Annotated in this window: 16 protein-coding genes; 12 read left to right on the top strand and 4 right to left on the bottom strand. The window is 65.9% G+C overall.

All coding sequences use genetic code 11. The features are described from left to right. Window positions 1–27: 27 nt before the first annotated feature. Window positions 28–984, bottom strand: coding sequence for an agmatinase (speB, locus tag ACS8Y6_RS00265; RefSeq protein WP_440854783.1), 957 nt, complete (start codon window positions 982–984; stop codon window positions 28–30). Between the two features lie 166 nt (window positions 985–1,150). Between speB and ACS8Y6_RS00260 the strand changes: the two genes are divergently transcribed. Beyond that, complete coding sequence (locus tag ACS8Y6_RS00260) at window positions 1,151–2,539, top strand: sigma-54 interaction domain-containing protein (protein WP_440854782.1); 1,389 nt, start codon at window positions 1,151–1,153, stop codon at window positions 2,537–2,539. Window positions 2,540–2,898: 359 nt separating this feature from the next. On the opposite strand, the gene ACS8Y6_RS00255 is transcribed toward ACS8Y6_RS00260, so the two are convergent. The 3 genes from ACS8Y6_RS00255 to aroQ form a co-directional block, all read right to left on the bottom strand. After that, window positions 2,899–3,693, bottom strand: coding sequence for an alpha/beta fold hydrolase (locus ACS8Y6_RS00255; RefSeq protein ID WP_440854781.1), 795 nt, complete (start codon window positions 3,691–3,693; stop codon window positions 2,899–2,901). A gap of 284 nt (window positions 3,694–3,977) precedes the next feature. Further along, a complete protein-coding gene (locus ACS8Y6_RS00250; RefSeq protein ID WP_440854780.1) occupies window positions 3,978–5,432 on the bottom strand; it encodes an aldehyde dehydrogenase family protein in 1,455 nt (484 codons plus the stop codon). A gap of 156 nt (window positions 5,433–5,588) precedes the next feature. Next, the gene (gene aroQ / locus ACS8Y6_RS00245; protein WP_440850677.1) at window positions 5,589–6,035 is read right to left on the bottom strand and encodes a type II 3-dehydroquinate dehydratase; all 447 of its coding nucleotides are present in this window, start codon (window positions 6,033–6,035) and stop codon (window positions 5,589–5,591) included. A gap of 264 nt (window positions 6,036–6,299) precedes the next feature. Here aroQ and ACS8Y6_RS00240 point away from each other — a divergent pair, with 264 nt between their 5' ends. The 11 genes from ACS8Y6_RS00240 to pcaG all read left to right on the top strand — a co-directional run bounded on the left by ACS8Y6_RS00240 (window position 6,300) and on the right by pcaG (window position 18,674). After that, on the top strand, window positions 6,300–7,097 hold the full coding sequence (locus ACS8Y6_RS00240; RefSeq protein ID WP_440850678.1) for an IclR family transcriptional regulator domain-containing protein: 798 nt from the start codon (window positions 6,300–6,302) through the stop codon (window positions 7,095–7,097). A gap of 198 nt (window positions 7,098–7,295) precedes the next feature. Further along, window positions 7,296–8,630 (top strand): lyase family protein, encoded by a 1,335-nt coding sequence (locus tag ACS8Y6_RS00235; protein ID WP_440850679.1) that lies wholly within the window; start codon window positions 7,296–7,298, stop codon window positions 8,628–8,630. A gap of 167 nt (window positions 8,631–8,797) precedes the next feature. Further along, a complete protein-coding gene (locus ACS8Y6_RS00230) occupies window positions 8,798–9,628 on the top strand; it encodes a CoA transferase subunit A (RefSeq protein ID WP_440850680.1) in 831 nt (276 codons plus the stop codon). After that, complete coding sequence (locus tag ACS8Y6_RS00225; RefSeq protein WP_440854779.1) at window positions 9,625–10,398, top strand: CoA-transferase subunit beta; 774 nt, start codon at window positions 9,625–9,627, stop codon at window positions 10,396–10,398. Before ACS8Y6_RS00230 ends, ACS8Y6_RS00225 begins: the two co-directional genes overlap by 4 nt. Before the next feature lie 377 nt (window positions 10,399–10,775). Then, on the top strand, window positions 10,776–11,984 hold the full coding sequence (gene pcaF / locus ACS8Y6_RS00220) for a 3-oxoadipyl-CoA thiolase (protein ID WP_440854778.1): 1,209 nt from the start codon (window positions 10,776–10,778) through the stop codon (window positions 11,982–11,984). A 149-nt stretch (window positions 11,985–12,133) separates the two neighbouring features. Further along, window positions 12,134–13,321 carry a bifunctional 3-oxoadipate enol-lactonase/4-carboxymuconolactone decarboxylase PcaDC gene (gene pcaDC / locus ACS8Y6_RS00215; protein ID WP_440854777.1) on the top strand — a complete coding sequence of 396 codons (1,188 nt, stop codon included), beginning with the start codon at window positions 12,134–12,136 and terminating at the stop codon, window positions 13,319–13,321. A gap of 152 nt (window positions 13,322–13,473) precedes the next feature. After that, entirely contained in the window at window positions 13,474–14,940 is a 1,467-nt protein-coding gene (locus ACS8Y6_RS00210) for a benzaldehyde dehydrogenase (protein ID WP_440850684.1), read from the top strand. Window positions 14,941–14,974: 34 nt separating this feature from the next. Then, window positions 14,975–16,105 (top strand): NAD(P)-dependent alcohol dehydrogenase, encoded by a 1,131-nt coding sequence (locus ACS8Y6_RS00205; protein ID WP_440854776.1) that lies wholly within the window; start codon window positions 14,975–14,977, stop codon window positions 16,103–16,105. A 117-nt stretch (window positions 16,106–16,222) separates the two neighbouring features. After that, window positions 16,223–17,164 (top strand): LysR substrate-binding domain-containing protein, encoded by a 942-nt coding sequence (locus ACS8Y6_RS00200; protein ID WP_440854775.1) that lies wholly within the window; start codon window positions 16,223–16,225, stop codon window positions 17,162–17,164. A 115-nt stretch (window positions 17,165–17,279) separates the two neighbouring features. Next, window positions 17,280–18,014 carry a protocatechuate 3,4-dioxygenase subunit beta gene (gene pcaH, locus ACS8Y6_RS00195; protein ID WP_440850687.1) on the top strand — a complete coding sequence of 245 codons (735 nt, stop codon included), beginning with the start codon at window positions 17,280–17,282 and terminating at the stop codon, window positions 18,012–18,014. Window positions 18,015–18,023: 9 nt separating this feature from the next. After that, window positions 18,024–18,674: a protocatechuate 3,4-dioxygenase subunit alpha gene (gene pcaG, locus ACS8Y6_RS00190; RefSeq protein ID WP_440854774.1), complete on the top strand. Its 651-nt coding sequence runs from the start codon at window positions 18,024–18,026 to the stop codon at window positions 18,672–18,674. Window positions 18,675–18,678: the final 4 nt, after the last annotated feature.

Here is an 18,678-nt window from a genome sequence, read left to right as displayed (position 1 = left end):
TCATGCCGGCTGCTACCCGGCGATGGGTCATTCGCGATACGTCACGCCCGGCAGCACACAGAGCATTTCGTAGAGCAGATTGGCGCCCAGCAGTGCCGTATTGCCGCTCGGGTCGTAGGGCGGCGCGACCTCGACCAGATCGGCCCCGACCAGATCCAGGCCGCGGCAGCCGCGCACGATCTCCAGTGCCTGCGGCGGCGTCAGGCCGGCGATCTCGGCGGTGCCTGTGCCCGGCGCGAACCCGGGATCGAGGCTGTCGATGTCGAAACTCAGGTAAACCGGGCCACCGCCGACCTGCTCACGTGTTTCGGCCATGAGCGGCGACAGACTCTTGTGCCAGCACTGTTCGGCCGGCACCACGCGTGCGCCCTGCTGGCGCGCCCAGTCGAAATCGTCGGCGGCGTAGCCGGTGCCGCGCAGCCCGATCTGGATCATGCGCGGCGTGTCGATCAGCCCTTCCTCGATGGCGCGCCGGAACGGCGTGCCGTGGGCGATTGCCTCGCCGAACATGTGCTCGTTGGTATCGGCATGGGCGTCGACATGGATCAATCCCACCGGGCCATGCCGCCGGGCCATGGCCCGCAGGATCGGCAGCGTGAGCGTGTGGTCGCCGCCCAGCGTCAGCGGCCGGCAGCCGGTGGCGATGATCTCGGCATGGAAGGCCTCGATGATGTCCACGCTCTTTTTCAGATCGAAGGTATTGATCGGGACGTCGCCGATATCGGCGACCTGCAGGGCATCGAACGGGGCCGCGCCGGTGGCCATGTTGTATGGCCGCAACATGCGCGATTCGTCGCGGATCTGACGCGGCCCGAGCCGGGTGCCGGGCCGGTTGGAGGTGCCGATATCCAGCGGCACGCCAACGAACGCAGCATCCAGGCCCGCCGCATCGGCCTGGCTCGGCAGGCGCATCATCGTGGCCGGGCCGCCAAAGCGCGGCATGGTGTTGCCGCCGAGCGGTTGATTGCGTTCGTTGCTGGCCATGGTTCTCGCCTTCGTTATATCTACGTCTTGTAGAGCAATAAGCGGGCCGGGATGTAACCCCTTGATTCAGCGATGAGCGAGCCCGCCGAACAATTCAATAATGAATCTTTGACTGCGGCAGGCGATTCAAAATAGATTTGCCTGATTCAATTACGACTCGATCGCCATGCCGTCAATCGCCCCCCTCAATGCCCTGGAACTCGATGCGGTTCTCGCCTATTCCCACGACCACGTCGTGATCGCCGACGAGCGCGGCCGCATTCTCAAGGCCAGCGAAAGTTGCGCCGGCGTCTATGGCCTGCCGCTGCGGGACTTCATCAACGCCTCCACATACGATCTGCAACGCGATGGCATCCTCTCGCCGTCGATCACGGTGCGCGTACTCGAACAGCGCCGCCCCTGCCATCTCATGCAGGCCACGCGTACCGGCCGCTCGGTGATGGCCAGCGCCTACCCGGTCTGGGATGGCGACCAGTTGGTTCGGGTCGTGAGCCTGTCCAAGGACATGACCGACATCCGTACGCTGCAGCGCGAGTACGAATTGCTGCAGCGCCAGCTGGCCGCGCGCGAAACCGCCCCGCCGACGGCACTGGATGCCGACGCGGATATCCCGACCTGCAACCCGCGCATGCGCGAGATCGTGTCGCTGCTGGAACGCGTGGCCCCCACCGACGCGAGCGTCGTGTTGCTGGGGGAAACCGGCGTGGGCAAGACACGGATCGCGGGCCTGCTCCATCGCCGCAGCCCACGCGCGGACGGCCCGTTCGTCGAAGCCAATTGCGGCGCCATTCCGGAGACGTTGTTCGAGTCGGAGATGTTCGGCTATGTCGCGGGCGCGTTCAGTGGCGCGGCCCGCAACGGCAAACCCGGGCTGGCCGAGCGCGCCCACGGCGGCACACTGTTTCTGGATGAGGTTGCCGAACTCTCGCCGGCCATGCAGACCAAGCTGCTGCGCATCCTGCAGGACCGACGCGTCACGCGGCTGGGCAGCACTGAATCACACGTGGCCGATTTTCGACTCGTCGCGGCGACCAACCGCGATCTCGACGCCATGGTGGCGGACGGACGTTTCCGCCTCGACCTGTATCACCGGATCAACGTCGTGCCGATCACGATTCCGGCGCTGAGAGACCGGGCCGAAGATATCCCGCTGTTCATCCAGCGCATGCTGGCAGCGCTCAACCAGCGCTATGGAAAACGCAAATCGCTGGCGCCGGATGCCTGGTCGGCGCTGCTGGCACAACGCTGGGACGGCAATCTGCGCGAACTGGAAAACGGGCTCGAGCGGCTTTACGTCCTGAGCGACGACAGCACGATTCATGCAGCGCCAACCCTCGGTCCCGTGCCCGGCGCGAACCACAGCCCCGGCCGCGCGGACGAAGCCGCCCCGCTGCCACGCCTGCGCGAGGCGGTCGAAGCCGCGGAACGGGACTGCCTGGCGGCGGCGTTGAAACGCTGTACAAGCACGTATCAGATCGCCCGCGAACTCGGCGCCAGCCAGCCCACGATTTTCCGAAAGCTTCGAAAATACGGCCTGACCGCCGACGCCTCCTGAATCCGCGCCGGTCACGGCGCCGGTAACCCCGGGGTACGCGCCCGCCGTCAGTCAGCGCTCGGCTGCGGATAAATGCCGCGGGGCAAAAGAGAGTGTCGACCCGACAACGGCCGCGGATCAAAGCGATATCGGGTCGTTACGCAGGCCGGATTAGCGCCTGTTGTTCGGTCCCAAAGTAACGGGTCGATGCCTGTTGTTTAAATCGCAAACACGGGCTATGCGCGTGCATGTTGCCGGCAGCGTTTGCGCCGTGTGGCAGAACGTCTGCCGCGAATTCCGCAGCGAGCCAGGCGCCGGCACGTTCGAAATCATGCACGAGCGGCCGCACGGCCACGGACGCGCCAGCGAAGCACCCCGCCTCAGATGTATCCCAGCCGTTTCAGAAACCGGCTTATGGCCGCATTGACGGGCTCCGGATGGGTCAGATTCGGCGCGTGGCCGGCCTCGGGCACGGTGACCATCTCGGCGTGCCGCAGGTGCCCGGCCATGTCCTCGGCCCGATCCAGCGTGATCGCCTGATCCGCCTCACCGTGGATGACCAGCGCCGGAACCTCGATACGGGCGATATCGCGGCTGATGTCGTCGCGATCAATCAGGGTACGGAAGGCCTGTTTCAGATTATGCGATTGCCAGCCACGCCACTTGGCCTTCCATTGTTCGGCGCCGTGCCAGGCCGGCCCGAGAATGATGTCGGCGATATCGTCGGCGATGGAATCCGGCAGGCCCTGGCGGGTCCAGACATCGAGCATCTGCTCATAGCCGGCTAGCTTGGCCGGCTCCTCGACACGCGCCTGGGTGTCGATCAATACCAGTGCCTCCACGCGCTGTGGATGGGTGAGCGCACAGCGCAGCGACAGATAGCCGCCCTGGCTCATGCCGACCAGCACGGCCCGCTCGATGCCCAGATAATCGAGCAACGCCACCAGGTCGTCGGCCGAGTCGTAGTAGCTGAATGGCGCGACATCGTCGCCGGCGGTCTGGCCGTGGGCACGCTCGTCCCAGGCGATGCAGCGGCAGATCAAGCCGAACGCCTCCAATTGCGGCTCGAACATCTCGTGATCCATCAGCAGCCCGTGCGAAAACACAAGGACCGGACCCTCGCCTCCCGTATCGCGATAGAACAACTGCTGACCGTTGACGGGCGCTATCGGCATGGCTGTGCCTCCTTTGTTGTTTGCGGCCAAGCTATTAACCCTGCACAGAAATAGATGATTTTTCGGGTTAATAGCGCGAGTATGCGACCGCATGCTCGTCGCGGCCATCGGCCGCGACGCCTTTGAAAATAACAGACGGACAGGCGCCGGCTTTTATTTTTGAAGGCGTTGAAAACAGCTGACGAAGTCAGCTGTTTTGGCTTCGAATCAATAACACGCAATCACGACCCGGCGGATCACATCAGCCGCGGTCCGAGCCGAGGGCGCGCCGCGCGCAACACGGTTCAGATCGGGTAGTGGCGCGGCCCGGTCTGCAGTGTGACCCAGCGCAGCTCGGTGAACTCGGCAATCCCGGCCTGGCCGCCGAAACGGCCGTGGCCCGACGCTTTCACGCCGCCGAAGGGCATCTGCGGCTCGTCATGCACGGTCGGGCCGTTGACGTGGCAGATGCCCGAGCGAATGCGCTGGGCGATCGCCATGCCGCGGGCGCCGTCGCCGGAGAATACGGCTGCCGACAGCCCGTACTCCGTATCATTGGCCACCCGCACCAGTTCATCGTCGCCGCCGGCCACGCGCACCATGGCCACCACCGGGCCGAAGGATTCCTCGCCGTAGATGCGCATTTCCGGGGTCACGCGATCGAGCACGGTCGGCTGCATGATCACCGAATCCGCTTCGCCACCAACGAGCACGGCCGTCCCCTTGGCGCGGGCATCCGCGATCAGTTCGTTGAGATGAACGCGCGACGGCTCGCCGATCAACGTACCGAGCGGCGTATCCTCATGGCGCGGATCACCGGCCTTGAGCGTGGCCACCTTGGCCGCGAGCTTGTCGGCAAAGGCATCGGCGACCGATTCGGCGACCACGAGCCGTTCCGTCGACATGCAGATCTGGCCCTGGTGAAAGAACGCCCCGAAGGCGGCCGCGGCGACGGCGGCATCCAGATCCGCGTCATCGGCGACCACGAACGGCGCCTTGCCGCCCAGTTCCAGCAGCGCCGGCTTGAACACCCCGGCCGCGATCTGACCGATGATCCGCCCGACCGGACTCGAGCCGGTAAAGTTCACACGCGCAATCGCTGGATGCTCGATCAGGGCCCGGACCACGTCGGCCGCATCGTCCGGCGCGTTGGTTACGACATTGACCACACCCTCGCCCATGCCGGCCTCGATCAGCGCCTCGCCGATCAGATGATGCACGGCCGGGCACTGTTCCGACGCCTTGAGCACCACGCTGTTGCCACAGGCCAGCGCCGTCGCAATGGCACGAACGCCCAGAATGACCGGTGCATTCCACGGCGCGATACCCAGCACCGGGCCACAGGGCACGCGCATCGACATCGCCAGATTGCCCGGCACGTCGGTCGGGATGGTCGCACCCTGAATCTGGGTGGTCAGCCCGGCCGCCTCGCGCAGCATGCCGGCAGCCACATGCACGTTGAAACCGGCCCAACCGGACGTCGCCCCGGTCTCTTCGACCATGGCGCGGGTAAAATCCTGGGCACGGGCTTCGAGCGCGTCGGCGGCGGCCAGTAACCGGGTCCGGCGCTCGCCGGGACCGATAGCGGACCAGCTCGCGAATGCCTTCGACGCGGCCTCGGCCGCGGCTTCGGCATCGGCCACCGCGGCCGCCGGCGCCCGCGTCACCACATCGCCCCCGGCCGGGTTGCACCGTTCGAACGTCGCGCCGTTGGCCGCGGCGCGCGCTTGCCCGCCAATCAGCAATGCCAGTTCCTTCATGTCGGTCGCTCCTCGTTATTCGAATTCATTGCGCCACAGGCCGTGAGCACTTTCGCCCCACCGGTCCAGCCGACGCTCGCCTTAAGTTCGCACTGCGACCAGCCGGCCGCAAGTCGCACAACAAGGCCGACCGATCACGCCGGCGCGGCGGCCGTGTCAGGGGAAGGCGGCCCCTTCGCGATGCCGAAGCACGAAATCCAGGGCCGCGGCATAGCCGAAGGCGCCCAGCCCGGCAATGACGCCATCGGCCCGCTTCGAGACATAGGACTGGTGGCGAAACGATTCCCGCTTGTGCACGTTCGACAAATGCACCTCCACCACCGGCCCATCGAACGCGTTCAGCGCATCCAGCAACGCCACGGACGTATGCGTCCAGGCCGCCGGATTGATGATGATCGCGTCGGCCGCGCCACGGGCGGCATGAATGCGCTCGATCGCCTCGCCCTCGTGGTTGGTCTGAAAGGCCTCGAGCGATGCCCCGCCGGCCTCGGCACGGCGCGCCAGCGCGACCTCGATATCGGCCAGCGTGGTCGCGCCGTAGATCTCCGGTTCGCGCTCGCCGAGCAGATTGAGGTTGGGCCCATTGAGCAACAGAATCTTCACGCCGCGCTCCCACGCCTGAATGAATGCCGCCCATCATAGCCGCCCGTCGGCCTGTGCCGACAGGCGCGTCTCGCGAGCGCGATCCGGGGCTGTTAACGCGACCGGCACGGGGGTAGTGCCCGGCGTTTCGCGGCGCGAGCGCTCCCGCCACCCATCAATGAGCTTATCGCCGCACCGATACCGTCATGTTGTTCGCATTGCGCACAAAAGCTGCCACACTGTCGCCGCGCGTGTTGCCCATGCATCGATAGAGGATTGCGTAGCTTGAAACAGGATCTGCCGGAGACCGAAAACGCCGCCCTGGCGCCCGATCATCGCGATTTCGTCAGCGCGCTGGCCACCGGGCTGGAGATCATCCGTACCTTCGATCGCGAGCATCCCCGGATGACGCTCAGCGAAGTGGCGGCCCGCAACGGCATCAACCGGGCCAAGGCCCGGCGCTTTCTGCTCACCCTCCACGGGCTGGGCTATGTCCGCAAACAGGACCGCTATTTCGAGCTGGCGCCGCGAACGCTCGATCTGGGCTATGCCTTTCTGTCGGCCAATGGTTATCAGTCGATCGTGCGCCAGCATCTGGAGCACATCACGGAGGTGACCGGCGAATCCTCCTCGATGGGCGTACTGGACGGCGCCGACGTGATCTATGTCGCGCGTTCCGCCGCGCCGCACCGATTGATGACGGTCGCACTCAACATCGGTTCGCGCCTGCCCGCGGTCGCGACCTCGATGGGCCGTGTGTTGTTGGCATTCACGCCCGATCGGCTCGACCAGATTCTGGCCCGGGACGCCCTGGTGGCCCATACCCCGAACACGATCACCGATGCGACGGCGCTGCGCGCCTGCATCGCCGAGGTACGCCGCGACGGTTATTGCATTGTCGATCAGGAGCTGGAGTCCGGCCTGCGGTCTCTGGCGGTGCCGGTGCGCAATCAGCACGGCAAACTGCTGGGTGCGTTGAATGTCAGCACCAATGCGGCACGCGTTGCCCGCGAAACACTGGAACAGGATTTCCTGCCGCTGCTGCTGGAGACCGCCCGGCAAATCGAACGCACGGTCGAGTGAACAACCCGGGGGCGGGCCGACGGCGGCGCTTGGCCTGTTTGCCGGCGGCACGCTCGGCTGGCTATCGTGCGTGTCGGGCCGAAGACTTGATCGCGTGACGTGCTCGCGAGGCCCGTCGTTCACAACGACGTTGGCGTGCACCAGGCCACCTTGCGCGCATTAACGCCACCCGCCGGCATCCATTACTGCGGAAGCGCCATGTACGACCTGTTCCTCCGTCATCCATTCATGAGCCCGGCCGGCATCGCCGCCTGCGACGCGCGGGCGTTCATCGCTGCCATGTGTCGGTTCGAGATCGCGCTGGCCCGGGTCGAGGAAGCGGCCGGTCATCTGCCCGCGGGCACGGCGCAGGCCATCGCCGGCACGATTCGCGCCGAGGCATTCGATGCCGAAATGCTGGCCCGCGAGGCCGCCGATGGCGGCAATGTCGCCATTCCCTTCGTCAAGCAGGCCAAGGCCCTGCTACCCGGCGAACTCAAGCCCTGTTTGCACAAGGGCGCGACCAGCCAGGACGTGATCGATTCGGCGCTCATGCTGATGCTCAAGCCGCGTCTGGCATGCTGTCTCGGCTATATCGAGGCGACCATCGATGGCGGCAGCGCGCTCATGCAGCGCCACCGCGACACCCCGATGATCGGGCGAACACTGACCCAGCAGGCCCTGCCGATCACCTTCGGCGCCAAGGTCGGGCAATGGCTGACGGCTCTGGCCGCTGCCGAAAAACGCCTGAAGCAGGTGGCCGCCGAAGGCCTGTTCGTGCAGTTCGGCGGCCCGGTGGCGGCGCATCACGGCCTGGACGACGGGCTCGAGCTGATGACGGCGCTGGCCGCGGCACTGGGGCTGAACAGTCCGCTACTGCCCTGGCATACCGATCGCCAACCGATACTCGCAATCGTGGACGCGGTGGGCGCGGTCGCCGTGGCGGCCGAAAAGATGGCGACCGACATCGCCTGGATGGCCCAGACCGAGGTCGGCGAAGCGCGTGAACCGGCCGCGACCGGCGCCGGCGGCTCGTCGTCCATGCCACACAAGGCCAACCCGGTGGGCAGCGCGCGAATCCGGGCCGCGGCGCGCCAGATCCATGCCGCCGTGGGCACGATTCACAGCGCCGGCGCCCAGGCCCATGAGCGCGCCTTCGGCGAATGGCATGCCGAATGGGCGCCGCTGGTCGATGCCGTGCTGCTACTCGAAGGCGCGCTCGAAACACTCGTGCCGCTGGTCGGCGAGTTGCAAGTCGATACCGAAGCCATGCGTACCAATCTGGCGCTGTCCGGTGGCGCCAATCTCTCGGCACCGACGGTTGCGCTGTTACGACAGGCGATGCCGCTCGATCGCGCCCGAACACTGGCGGCACAGGCCGCCGAAACCGCGCTGCGCGAGCGCTGCGACTATGCCGAGGCGCTGCTGGCCATTCCCGAGATCGCCGCGGCGTTCGACACAGAGCGCGTTCGCGCGGCGGTCGATCCCGCCGCCTACGTCGGCACCAGTGCGGCCCAGGTATCACGTGTTGAGGCTGCGCTGCGCAATCGCTGACCGCCATCGCCGCCCATGACAAGTGACAAGCCCCATGGCCCGTCGATTGTGCAGCGCCTTGATCCACGGTTGACCAAAGACGAATTGACGACCGGCGTCGGCTCCCCTAGATTATTCGCATAGCAAACCTTGGTTCGCATAGCGAATCAAAAAGCCGGAGTGCATCCATGTCCGAATTCCTGCCCCTGGCAGAGGCGGTGGATCGATATGTGGCCGATGGCGCCACCGTGGCCCTGGAAGGCTTCACGCATCTGATTCCATTTGCGGCCGGCCACGAGATCATCCGCCAGAAGAAACGCGAGCTGACCCTGATCCGCATGACGCCGGATCTGATCTACGACCAGATGATCGGCGCCGGCTGCGCGAAAAAGCTGATTTTCTCCTGGGGCGGCAACCCGGGCGTGGGCTCGCTGCACCGGTTGCGTGATGCGGTCGAACACGGCTGGCCACATCCGATCGAGATTCTCGAACACAGCCATGCGGCCATGGCCAACGCCTTTGAAGCGGGTGCGGCTGGTTTGCCGCTGGCGATCCTGCGCGGCTATATCGGCTCGGACCTGCCCAAGGTCAACGACCAGATCAAGTTCATCGAATGCCCGTTCACCGGCGAGCGGCTGGCCGCCGTGCCGTCGATCCGGCCGGATGTATCGATCGTGCACGCCCAGAAGGCCGACCGGCACGGCAATGTACTGGTCGAGGGGATCGTCGGCGTGCAGAAGGAAGCGGTCATGGCCGCGCAGCACTCGATCGTCACGGTCGAGGAGATCGTCGACGAACTGGACTGCGGCACCAACGCCTGCGTGATCCCGGCCTGGGTGATCGGCGCGGTCTGCGCGGCGCCGGGCGGTGCCCGGCCCTCGTATGCACACGGCTACTACCCGCGCTCGAACAAGTTTTACAAGGACTGGGACCCGATTTCCCGCGACCGCGCGGCATTTTCCGCCTGGCTGGACGAACACGTGTTCAACACCACCGCCAACAACGGAGCCTCGGCATGAGCGAACGCTACAGTGCCGCTGAAATGATGACGGTCACCGCCTCGCGCGCCCTGCGCAACGGCCAGAGTTGCTTTGTCGGCATCGGCCTGCCGAGCGAAGCCGCCAACCTGGCGCGCCTGACCCACGCGCCCGACGTGGTGCTGATCTACGAGTCCGGCACGCTCGAAACCAAACCCGAGGTACTGCCGTTGTCGATCGGCGACGGCGAGTTGTGCGAAACCGCGCTGACCACCGTCTCCGTGCCGGAGATGTTCCGTTACTGGGTCCAGGGCGGCAAGATCGATGTCGGTTTTCTGGGCGCGGCCCAGATCGACAAGTACGCCAACCTCAACACCACGCTGATCGGCGACTATCGCGAACCCAAGGTGCGCCTGCCGGGCGGCGGCGGAGCGCCGGAAATGGCCACCTGCACCGGCGAGATCTTCATCACCCTCAAGCATTCCAGGCGGACCTTCGTGGAGGCGGTCGATTTCGTGACCACCGTCGGCTTCGGCCGTGACGGCACCGCCCGCGACGGCGTGCCCAACATCGGCGCGGGCCCCACCCGCGTGATCACCGATTTGTGTGTAATGCAGCCCGACCCGGCGACGAAGGCACTGACGGTGACCTCGCTGCATCCCGGCGTATCGCGCGAGGATGTGACCAGCGCCACCGGCTGGGACATCGCCTTTGCCGACGATCTGACCACCACCGCCGAGCCGGACGACAACGAATTGACCGTGCTGCGCGAGTTGAAGGCACGCACGGAGCGCCATCACAGCGAGGCGTAACCGTTCTCCAAAGATTTTGTCCGCAGATCGACGCAGATCTACGCAGATGAAGAAAGAAAGGTCGCGCTTGATTATGTACGACACTCAGCTGGATAAGCCGGGGCATTTTGTCCGCAAATGCACGCGAATGAGCGCAAACAAGAAGCAGGATCAAGGCAGTGCTGCTTCCGGTGCGCTAGCCATGGCGTCGTCAAGGCTTTGACTGAACTTTGTACATAAGAGATCGCTTGCATGAACTTCGCGTTCATCAGGGTCGCGCTCACGGACTCTCAGCCCCTGAACCGACTCGAAGCAAGACCAGCACCCGAAATCGTCTTCTTGTATCTGCGTAGATCTGCGGACAAGTAAAAGAACGAATCGCTTTCCCGGAGTAACCCATGGCCCATGAAGTCTTTCTCTGCCATCCCCGCCGCACCGCGGTCGGCCGCTTCGGCGGTACGCTGGCCGCGGTACGCCCCGACGACCTGCTCGCGCATGTCTTCAAGGCGGTGCTGGCCGAAGCGCCGAACCTGGACCCGGCCGCGATCGACGACGTCATCGCCGGCTGCGCCAACCAGGCCGGCGAGGACAACCGCAATGTGGCGCGCATGTCGCTGCTGCTGGCCGGCCTGCCGCACACCGTGCCCGGGGCCACCATCAACCGCCTGTGCGGCTCGAGCATGGACGCGGTCGGCACCGCCGCGCGGGCGATCAAGGCCGGCGAGACCGGGCTGATGCTGGCGGGTGGCGTGGAGTCGATGTCGCGGGCGCCGTATGTGGTCTCCAAGGCGCCGAGCGCGTTCGCCCGCAGCCAGACCATGGAAGACACGACCATCGGCTGGCGCTTCATCAACCCCCTGCTCAAGAAGCAGTACGGCGTCGACTCCATGCCCGTGACCGGCGAGAACGTCGCCGAGCAGTTCGAGGTATCCCGCGAGGATCAGGACGCCTTCGCTTACCGCTCGCAGCAAAAGGCCGAGGCGGCGCGCGAGGCCGGGCGGCTGGCCGAGCAGATCACGCCCATCGAAATCCCGCGCCGCAAGCAAGAGCCGCTGGTCTTCGACACCGACGAGCACCCGCGCCCCGAATCCACCCTCGACAAGCTGGCCAGGCTGCCCACGCCCTTTCGTGACAACGGCACGGTCACCGCCGGCAATGCCTCGGGCGTCAACGACGGCGCCGGCGCGCTGCTGGTGGCCGGCGAACAGGCGGTCAAGGATTTCGACCTGAAACCCATGGCCCGCATCCGCGGTATGGCCACAGCCGGGGTCGAGCCGCGGATCATGGGCATGGGCCCGCTGCACGCCGCCAATAAACTGCTTGCCCGCCTCGGCCTGTCGACCAACGACATGGATGTCATCGAGCTGAACGAGGCGTTTGCCAGCCAGGCGCTGGCGGTGACTCGCGGCTGGGGCCTCGCCGACGACGACGAGCGGGTCAACCCCAACGGCGGCGCCATCGCGCTGGGCCACCCGCTCGGCATGTCCGGCGTGCGCATCATCCAGTCCGCGCTGCACGAAATGGTGCGTCGTGATGCCCGCTACGGACTGGCGACGATGTGCATCGGCGTCGGTCAGGGGATTGCCACCGTGCTGGAGCGGGTCTGATATGCATTGACGAAAAGCCCGTCTACAGATGGCCACCGATGGAAGCGTGGGCCACCCTGTCCGCATCTTCTTTTTTCGATCTGCGTGAATCTGCGTCCATCTGTGGATAAATGAAGAAGGAAACACCGCGAAACCCACTCGGAGGCCTCATGCCGTTCGTCGATATCCAAAGCCGCGCCGTCGCCTATCGCGACACCGGCCCGAAATCCGCACCGGCGGTGCTGCTGGCCCACCTGCTGGGGATGACCCAGGCCGTCTGGGACGAGGTGATCTCCGCCCTGGCCGGCCGTTTCCGGCTGATCACCTGGGATCTGCCCGGTCACGGTGCGAGCGCGACCGCGGCCGGCGCGCTATCCGCCGACGATCTGGCGGCCGAGGCCGTGGCCTTGCTTGATGCGCTGAATATCGAACGCGCACATTTCGTGGGCACCTCGATCGGGGGCGTCGTCGGCCAGGCACTCCTCCGCCGGGCGCCCCAGCGTCTCGGGCGGGTTGCCTTGACCAATACGGGCGCGGTCATCGGCCAGCCGGACCTCTGGCATCAGCGCGCCGCCCGGGTACGCGACGAAGGACTGGCCGCCATGGCGCCGGAACTGGTCGATCGCTGGTTCGGCCCGATCTTCAAGACGGCCCATCCGGCGTCAGTTTCCGGCTGGCAGACCCAGCTCGGCCGCTGCGACGACGAATCCTATGCCCGGCTGTGCGAACTGCTCGCCGAGGCCGATTTCCGCGGCAACCTAAACGGCGTCGACCGTTGTGTGAATCTGCTGACCGGCGCCGATGACGGCGCGACCCCGCCAGACACGCTCTCGACCCTTGCCCATGAGCTGCCGGACAGCCAACAGAGCGTGCTCGACGGTGTGGGCCATGTGCCGGCGGTCGAGGCGCCGGAACGCTTCGTCGCGTGGCTGGGCGACGCGCTCTCGGCCGGTAGCACGCGAGCGCCGGCCAGCTACGACGATGGTCTGGCGATCCGCAAGTCGGTCCTCGGCGCCGAACACGTCGAGCGCGCCTCGAACAACACCACCACGCTCGACGCGCCCTTCCAGGACATGATCACGCGTCTGGCCTGGGGCGAGCTCTGGGGCAATACCGATCTGACCCGGCCCGAGCGCAGCATGATCACCCTGGCGGTGCTGGCCGCGCTCGGCCGCGACGGCGAACTGGAACTGCATCTGGAGACCGCCAAGCGTATCGGTTTGTCCGAGGCCCAGCTGCGCCAGACATTGATGCATGTGGCGATCTATGCGGGCGTGCCGGCCGCCAATCATGCCTTCAAACTGGCCAAGAAACACGCTTGGGGGCAACCGATCGGCGAGCGAGACACAAACGCCTGACGCCACGGCCGGCGGCTGCACGCCCACCGGTCATAGCAACAGCGGCTCAACCCTTCGGCTAATGGTCCGATGGTGGACACCGGGATATCGTTATAGCGCATAACCAAACGTCTCTGCCCATGCGCGAGGCGCACGAGCCCGAGGAGTCCCCGATGAGCGATGCCGATTTATTTGCCGAGATCGACTGGAACGGCTGTTTGTTCGACGGCGAATGGCGATCCAGTCCGAACATGATGGACACGCTGTCGCCCGCGACCGGACAGCGCCTCGGTACGATTGGCCAGGCCAGCGAGGCACAAGTGGCCACATCGGCCGCCACCGCATGCCAGTGCCAACGCGATTGGGCCGCCCGACCCTACGAGCAGCGCGCGGCGGTATTTCGGCGGGCAGCCGAACTGGCCGAAGCGAAGCAAGACAGCATCGTGGATTGGCTCATTCGCGAAAGCGGTTCGACCCGTGGCAAGGCCGAATTCGAAACCCGGAACAGCCTCAAGATTCTTCACGAAGCCACGAGCCTGCCTTCGCAGAGTCATGGCGAAGTCCTGCCATCCACGCCCGGCCGGCTCAGTCTGGCCCGGCGCCGTCCCGTGGGTGTGGTCGGCGTAATCGCGCCGTTTAATTTTCCGTTGATTCTGGCCCTGCGTGCCGTCGCGCCGGCTCTGGCGCTCGGCAACGGGGTGGTGCTCAAACCCGACCCGCGCACGAGTGTATGCGGGGGCTTCGTCATCGCCCGCCTGCTGGAACAGGCCGGCCTGCCGGCCGGCTTGCTGCACGTACTCCCGGGCGGGGCCGAAACCGGCCAGGCGCTGGTCAGTGACGCACACATCGCGATGATCCAGTTCACGGGTTCGACGGCGGCCGGGCGCAGGATCGGCGCGGCGGCCAGCCAGCATCTCAAGAAAGTCTCACTCGAACTCGGCGGCAAAAACTCGCTGATCGTGCTCGACGACGCCGACCTGGACCGGGCGGTCAGCAATGCCACCTGGGGCGCCTACCTCCACCAGGGGCAGGTCTGTATGTCCACGGGCCGAATTCTCGTCCACCGCGCGATCCATGACGCGTTCGTCGACCGGCTGGTGGCCAGGGCGCGAAGCCTGACCGTCGGCGATCCGGCGACCGACGACGGGGCTGCGCTCGGCCCGTTGATCGACGACGGCCAACTCCGGCATGCATTGGCGCTGCTCGAATCGGCAACGCGGGCCGGAGGGCGGCTGCTGGTGGGCGGCGACCACCAGGATCGATTCCTCCGGCCCACCGTGATGATCGATGTCGATGCCGACAACCCGATCTTTCATGAAGAGACCTTCGCGCCGGTAGCGGTGGTCGTTCCCTTCGACGACGACGATCAAGCCGTGCGCCTGGCCAATAACACGGAGTACGGCCTGTCCGCGGCCATCATTTCAAACAACGTCGGGCGCGCGCTGGCGCTTGGCGAAAGGCTCGACACCGGGTTGCTTCACATCAACGACCAGACGGTCAACGACGAAGTCATCAACCCGTTCGGCGGTGTCGGCGCGTCCGGCAACGGAACCAGTATCGGCGGCCCCGCCAACTGGGAAGAATTCACCCGATGGCAGTGGCTTACGATCAAGGGCGAAGCGCCCGACTATCCGCTTTGATCACCACCGACGACCGACAATCACGGAGTACGCCATGACCGACAGCAATCAACCCCGGCCAGTGCGGGCCGCCGTGACGCCCAGCCGCGGGGCGCCGTTCGATATCCGGACCCTGCATCTGCGCGCCCCGGTCGGCGATGAGGTGCGTGTGCGCATCGTCGCCACCGGGCTGTGTCATACCGACCTGATTGTGCGCGACCAGCTCTATCCCGTCCCGTTGCCGGCGGTACTGGGCCATGAGGGCGCCGGTGTCGTCGAGGCCATCGGCCCGAATGTGGGCCATCTGAAACCCGGCGACCATGTTGTGCTCTCCTACGGCCACTGTGGCGACTGCGCCAATTGCGACGACGGCGCGCCGAGCTACTGCATGGACTTCTTTGCCCGCAACTTTGGCGGCGCCGGTCCGGACGGCGGACACGCGCTGACCGACGATCATGGCGCGGCGATCAACGACCACTTCTTCAGCCAGTCGTCGTTCGCAACCTACGCCCTGTGCCGGGAAAACAATGCAGTCCGCGTGCCCGATGAGGCCCCGCTGGCCCTGCTCGGCCCCCTGGGCTGCGGTATCCAGACCGGAGCCGGCGCGGTGATGAATTCCCTGGCGGTAGCGCCGGGCAGCCGGATCGCCGTATTCGGCGCGGGCGCTGTCGGTCAGTCCGCGATCTTGGCCGCCCGGGTCGCCGGGGCCGCCGAAATCATTGCCGTGGATATCATCGAATCCCGGCTGGCTCTGGCTCGCGAACTCGGGGCCACCCACGTCATCAACGCCCGCAACGAGGACCCCGTGGCGACCATCCGCGAAATCAGCGGCGGTGGTGTCGACTACGCCGTTGAATCCACCGGCAACACGAGCGTGTTCCGCCAGGGCATCGACAGTCTGGGCAAACGCGGCGTCATCGGCGCGGTCGGCGCCCCGCCGCTTGGCGAGGAGACCTACTTCGACGTCAACGACCTGCTGATCGGCGGCAAGCAGATTCGCGGCATCGTCGAAGGCGACAGCGTGGCCCGGACTTTCATTCCCAAGCTGGTCGACCTCTATCTCGAAGGGCGGTTCCCGTTCGACAAACTCGTACGCTACTACGATTTCGAGGAAATCAACCAGGCCGCCGCGGATAGCGAGAAGGGCGAAACCCTGAAGCCCATCCTGATGCTCGGTTCGCCCTGACGGCATCGGCGGTCGTTTCCGGCCATTACGGCCCATCCGTCCGCAACGCCGTCGCTGCCGAGAGGCGGCCGCGCAAAGTGCACGGCAAGACCGCTCGATTACATTACGCTGAACGCCATGATCCATTCGCCGATCAAACTGCGCCATCTGGCCGCCTTTGCGGAGGTTGCCCGGCACGGCCAGTTCGCCTCGGCGGCCGAGGCGCTGTCGATCACCCAGCCGGGCATGTCGAAGACCATCCGCGAACTGGAGACGAATCTGGGCGTGGTGCTGTTCGAACGCGGCCCGCGCGGCGTGACGCTGACCCCCGCGGGCCGCACCCTCCTGCGCTATACCGCCCCGGCCCTGCGCTCGATCGACGAAGGCATCGAGGCGGTGCGCAGCGAAGCGCCGGAAACCGTGATTCGTATCGGCGCCTTGTCCAACGTCGAAGGCGGCCTGTTGCCGGAAACGCTGACCGTGCTGCATCGCGGCCAACCGAATCTGAGAGTCGAGGTGGACACAGGCACGAGTGCGGCCCTGCTCACCCGGCTGCGGCTCGGCGAGCTCGATCTGGTGATCGGCCGCATGAGCGAAGCCCAGGAAATCCGTGACCTGACTTTCGAGCATCTGTACTACGAGCCGATGATCGTGGTGGTTCGCTCCGGCCATCCGGCGCTGGATACCCGCGGCGCGCCCAGCCTCAAAACCTTTACCCATTACCCATGGGTGATCCCGCCGCGCGGCACCACCCTGCGCGAACAGGTCGAACGATACTGGGTGGAACAATCGATCGACCCGCCCCATGCCATCGAAACCCTTTCGCTGCCGCTGTCAGAGGCCTATGTGCTGCGCAGCGATGCGGTCTGGGTGACCCCGGCCGACACGGCCCGGGCGCCCGTAAGCACCTATCAAATGGTCGTAGTCGACTCGCCGGTGGAGAGTCGCGGAGGCTCGGTCGGATTCGCCGTGAACAGCAGCCAGCCGATGTCGCTCGCAGCCCGCCAGCTCTGCGATTGCCTGCGATCCACCGCCGCCGAATACCCCGGCGTGAACTGGGCCAACAACCTGGCCACATAACCAAACGGGTATGCCGGGCAGCGTACTTTTCAATTGGCGGGGCCGGCCCGCCACGGCAATTTCGAATCTCTACGGCCGAGGGCTTCCGGCCACCCCGGAGCAGAGGAACGATCCAATGGCAGCCAACGAACACACCGCCTTCGTCATGCGCGACCGGAACTGGCATCCACCCGCGTATGCGCCCGGCTACAAGACCTCGGTTGCCCGCTCGCCGCGCCAGGCGCTCATGGCCATTCAGGCCCCGAGCGCCTCCGAAATCACCGGTCCGGATTTTCAGGGGCTGGCCCTCGGGCCCTATGACAACGATCTGCTCAACAACTACCGCGAAGGCACCGACCACGACGGTCTGCCGGTGGGCGAACGCATCCAGCTCTACGGCCGGGTGATCGATCAGTTCGGCAAGCCGGTGCCGCATACGCTGGTCGAGATGTGGCAGGCCAATGCCGGCGGCCGCTATCGGCATAAGAAGGACACCTACGCCGCTCCGCTGGATCCGAATTTCGGCGGCGTCGGCCGCACGGTCAGCGACGAAGGCGGCTGGTATCGCTTTCGCACGATCAAGCCCGGCCCCTACCCCTGGCCGAACGACCCGAACTCCTGGCGCCCGGCGCATATCCACATCTCGGTCATGGGGCCCTCGATCTCGACCCGGCTGATCACCCAGCTGTATTTCGAGGGTGATCCGCTGATTCCGCACTGCCCGATCGTGAACACGATCCGCGATGCCGACGCCGTTGAGACGCTGACTTCGCGGCTCGACATGGCCCGCTCGCGCTCCTTCGACTGTCTCGTGTATCGCTTCGACATCGTCACCCGCGGCGCACTGCAGACCTTTTTCGAGAACTTCTAGGAGCCCGCCATGCAGCAGTACAACCATCGCCAGCCGCTGGACCCCGACAGCGTTTTCCTGCCCGAATCGCCGTCGCAGACCGCCGGGCCCTATGTGCATATCGGCCTGGCTCTGAACGTCGCCGGCCTGCCCGAGCGCGAGCACGAGATCGCCAATGTCATGGCCAGCACGAACGCCGAGGGCCCGCGCATCCATATCAGAGGCCTGGTTCTCGACGGCAATGAAGTGCCGGTGGACGACGTGCTGGTCGAGGCCTGGCAGGCGGATGCGCACGGGCAATACGTCACGGATTTTTCCTTCGACAACGCTTTCAACAGCTTCGGCCGGGTCGCCCCCGGCATGGGCGTGGACCAGGCCGGCTGGTGGTCGTTCACCACCATCAAGCCGGGCCGCCTGCCCCACCCCGACGGCCCGGAGATGGCGCCGCACATCAACCTCATGATCTTCGCCCGCGGCATCAACATCCACCTGCATACGCGGCTGTATTTCGACGACGAAGGCGAGGCCAACGCGGCGTGCCCGTTTCTCAACCGAGTGCCGGCCGAGCGCCGGCGCACGCTGATCGCGACGCAGGTCGAGGACCGCGATGACGACGAGCCGGTCTATGAATTCGTGATCCGTCTTCAGGGCCACGACGAAACCGTGTTCTTCGACTTCTAGCGCG

This window comes from Salinisphaera sp. RV14, from assembly GCF_052044135.1.
Lineage (GTDB): Bacteria > Pseudomonadota > Gammaproteobacteria > Nevskiales > Salinisphaeraceae > Salinisphaera.
This window is presented reverse-complemented; position numbering and strand designations above follow the sequence as displayed.

What these genes read in the sequence shown, in the direction of transcription:
- speB (WP_440854783.1), bottom strand. Translation starts at nt 984, where the DNA reads ATGGCCAGCAACGAACGCAATCAACCGCTCGGCGGCAACACCATGCCG.
- ACS8Y6_RS00260 (WP_440854782.1), top strand. Translation starts at nt 1,151, where the DNA reads ATGCCGTCAATCGCCCCCCTCAATGCCCTGGAACTCGATGCGGTTCTC.
- ACS8Y6_RS00255 (WP_440854781.1), bottom strand. Translation starts at nt 3,693, where the DNA reads ATGCCGATAGCGCCCGTCAACGGTCAGCAGTTGTTCTATCGCGATACG.
- ACS8Y6_RS00250 (WP_440854780.1), bottom strand. Translation starts at nt 5,432, where the DNA reads ATGAAGGAACTGGCATTGCTGATTGGCGGGCAAGCGCGCGCCGCGGCC.
- ACS8Y6_RS00235 (WP_440850679.1), top strand. Translation starts at nt 7,296, where the DNA reads ATGTACGACCTGTTCCTCCGTCATCCATTCATGAGCCCGGCCGGCATC.
- ACS8Y6_RS00230 (WP_440850680.1), top strand. Translation starts at nt 8,798, where the DNA reads ATGTCCGAATTCCTGCCCCTGGCAGAGGCGGTGGATCGATATGTGGCC.
- ACS8Y6_RS00225 (WP_440854779.1), top strand. Translation starts at nt 9,625, where the DNA reads ATGAGCGAACGCTACAGTGCCGCTGAAATGATGACGGTCACCGCCTCG.
- pcaF (WP_440854778.1), top strand. Translation starts at nt 10,776, where the DNA reads ATGGCCCATGAAGTCTTTCTCTGCCATCCCCGCCGCACCGCGGTCGGC.
- pcaDC (WP_440854777.1), top strand. Translation starts at nt 12,134, where the DNA reads ATGCCGTTCGTCGATATCCAAAGCCGCGCCGTCGCCTATCGCGACACC.
- ACS8Y6_RS00210 (WP_440850684.1), top strand. Translation starts at nt 13,474, where the DNA reads ATGAGCGATGCCGATTTATTTGCCGAGATCGACTGGAACGGCTGTTTG.
- ACS8Y6_RS00205 (WP_440854776.1), top strand. Translation starts at nt 14,975, where the DNA reads ATGACCGACAGCAATCAACCCCGGCCAGTGCGGGCCGCCGTGACGCCC.
- ACS8Y6_RS00200 (WP_440854775.1), top strand. Translation starts at nt 16,223, where the DNA reads ATGATCCATTCGCCGATCAAACTGCGCCATCTGGCCGCCTTTGCGGAG.
- pcaH (WP_440850687.1), top strand. Translation starts at nt 17,280, where the DNA reads ATGGCAGCCAACGAACACACCGCCTTCGTCATGCGCGACCGGAACTGG.
- pcaG (WP_440854774.1), top strand. Translation starts at nt 18,024, where the DNA reads ATGCAGCAGTACAACCATCGCCAGCCGCTGGACCCCGACAGCGTTTTC.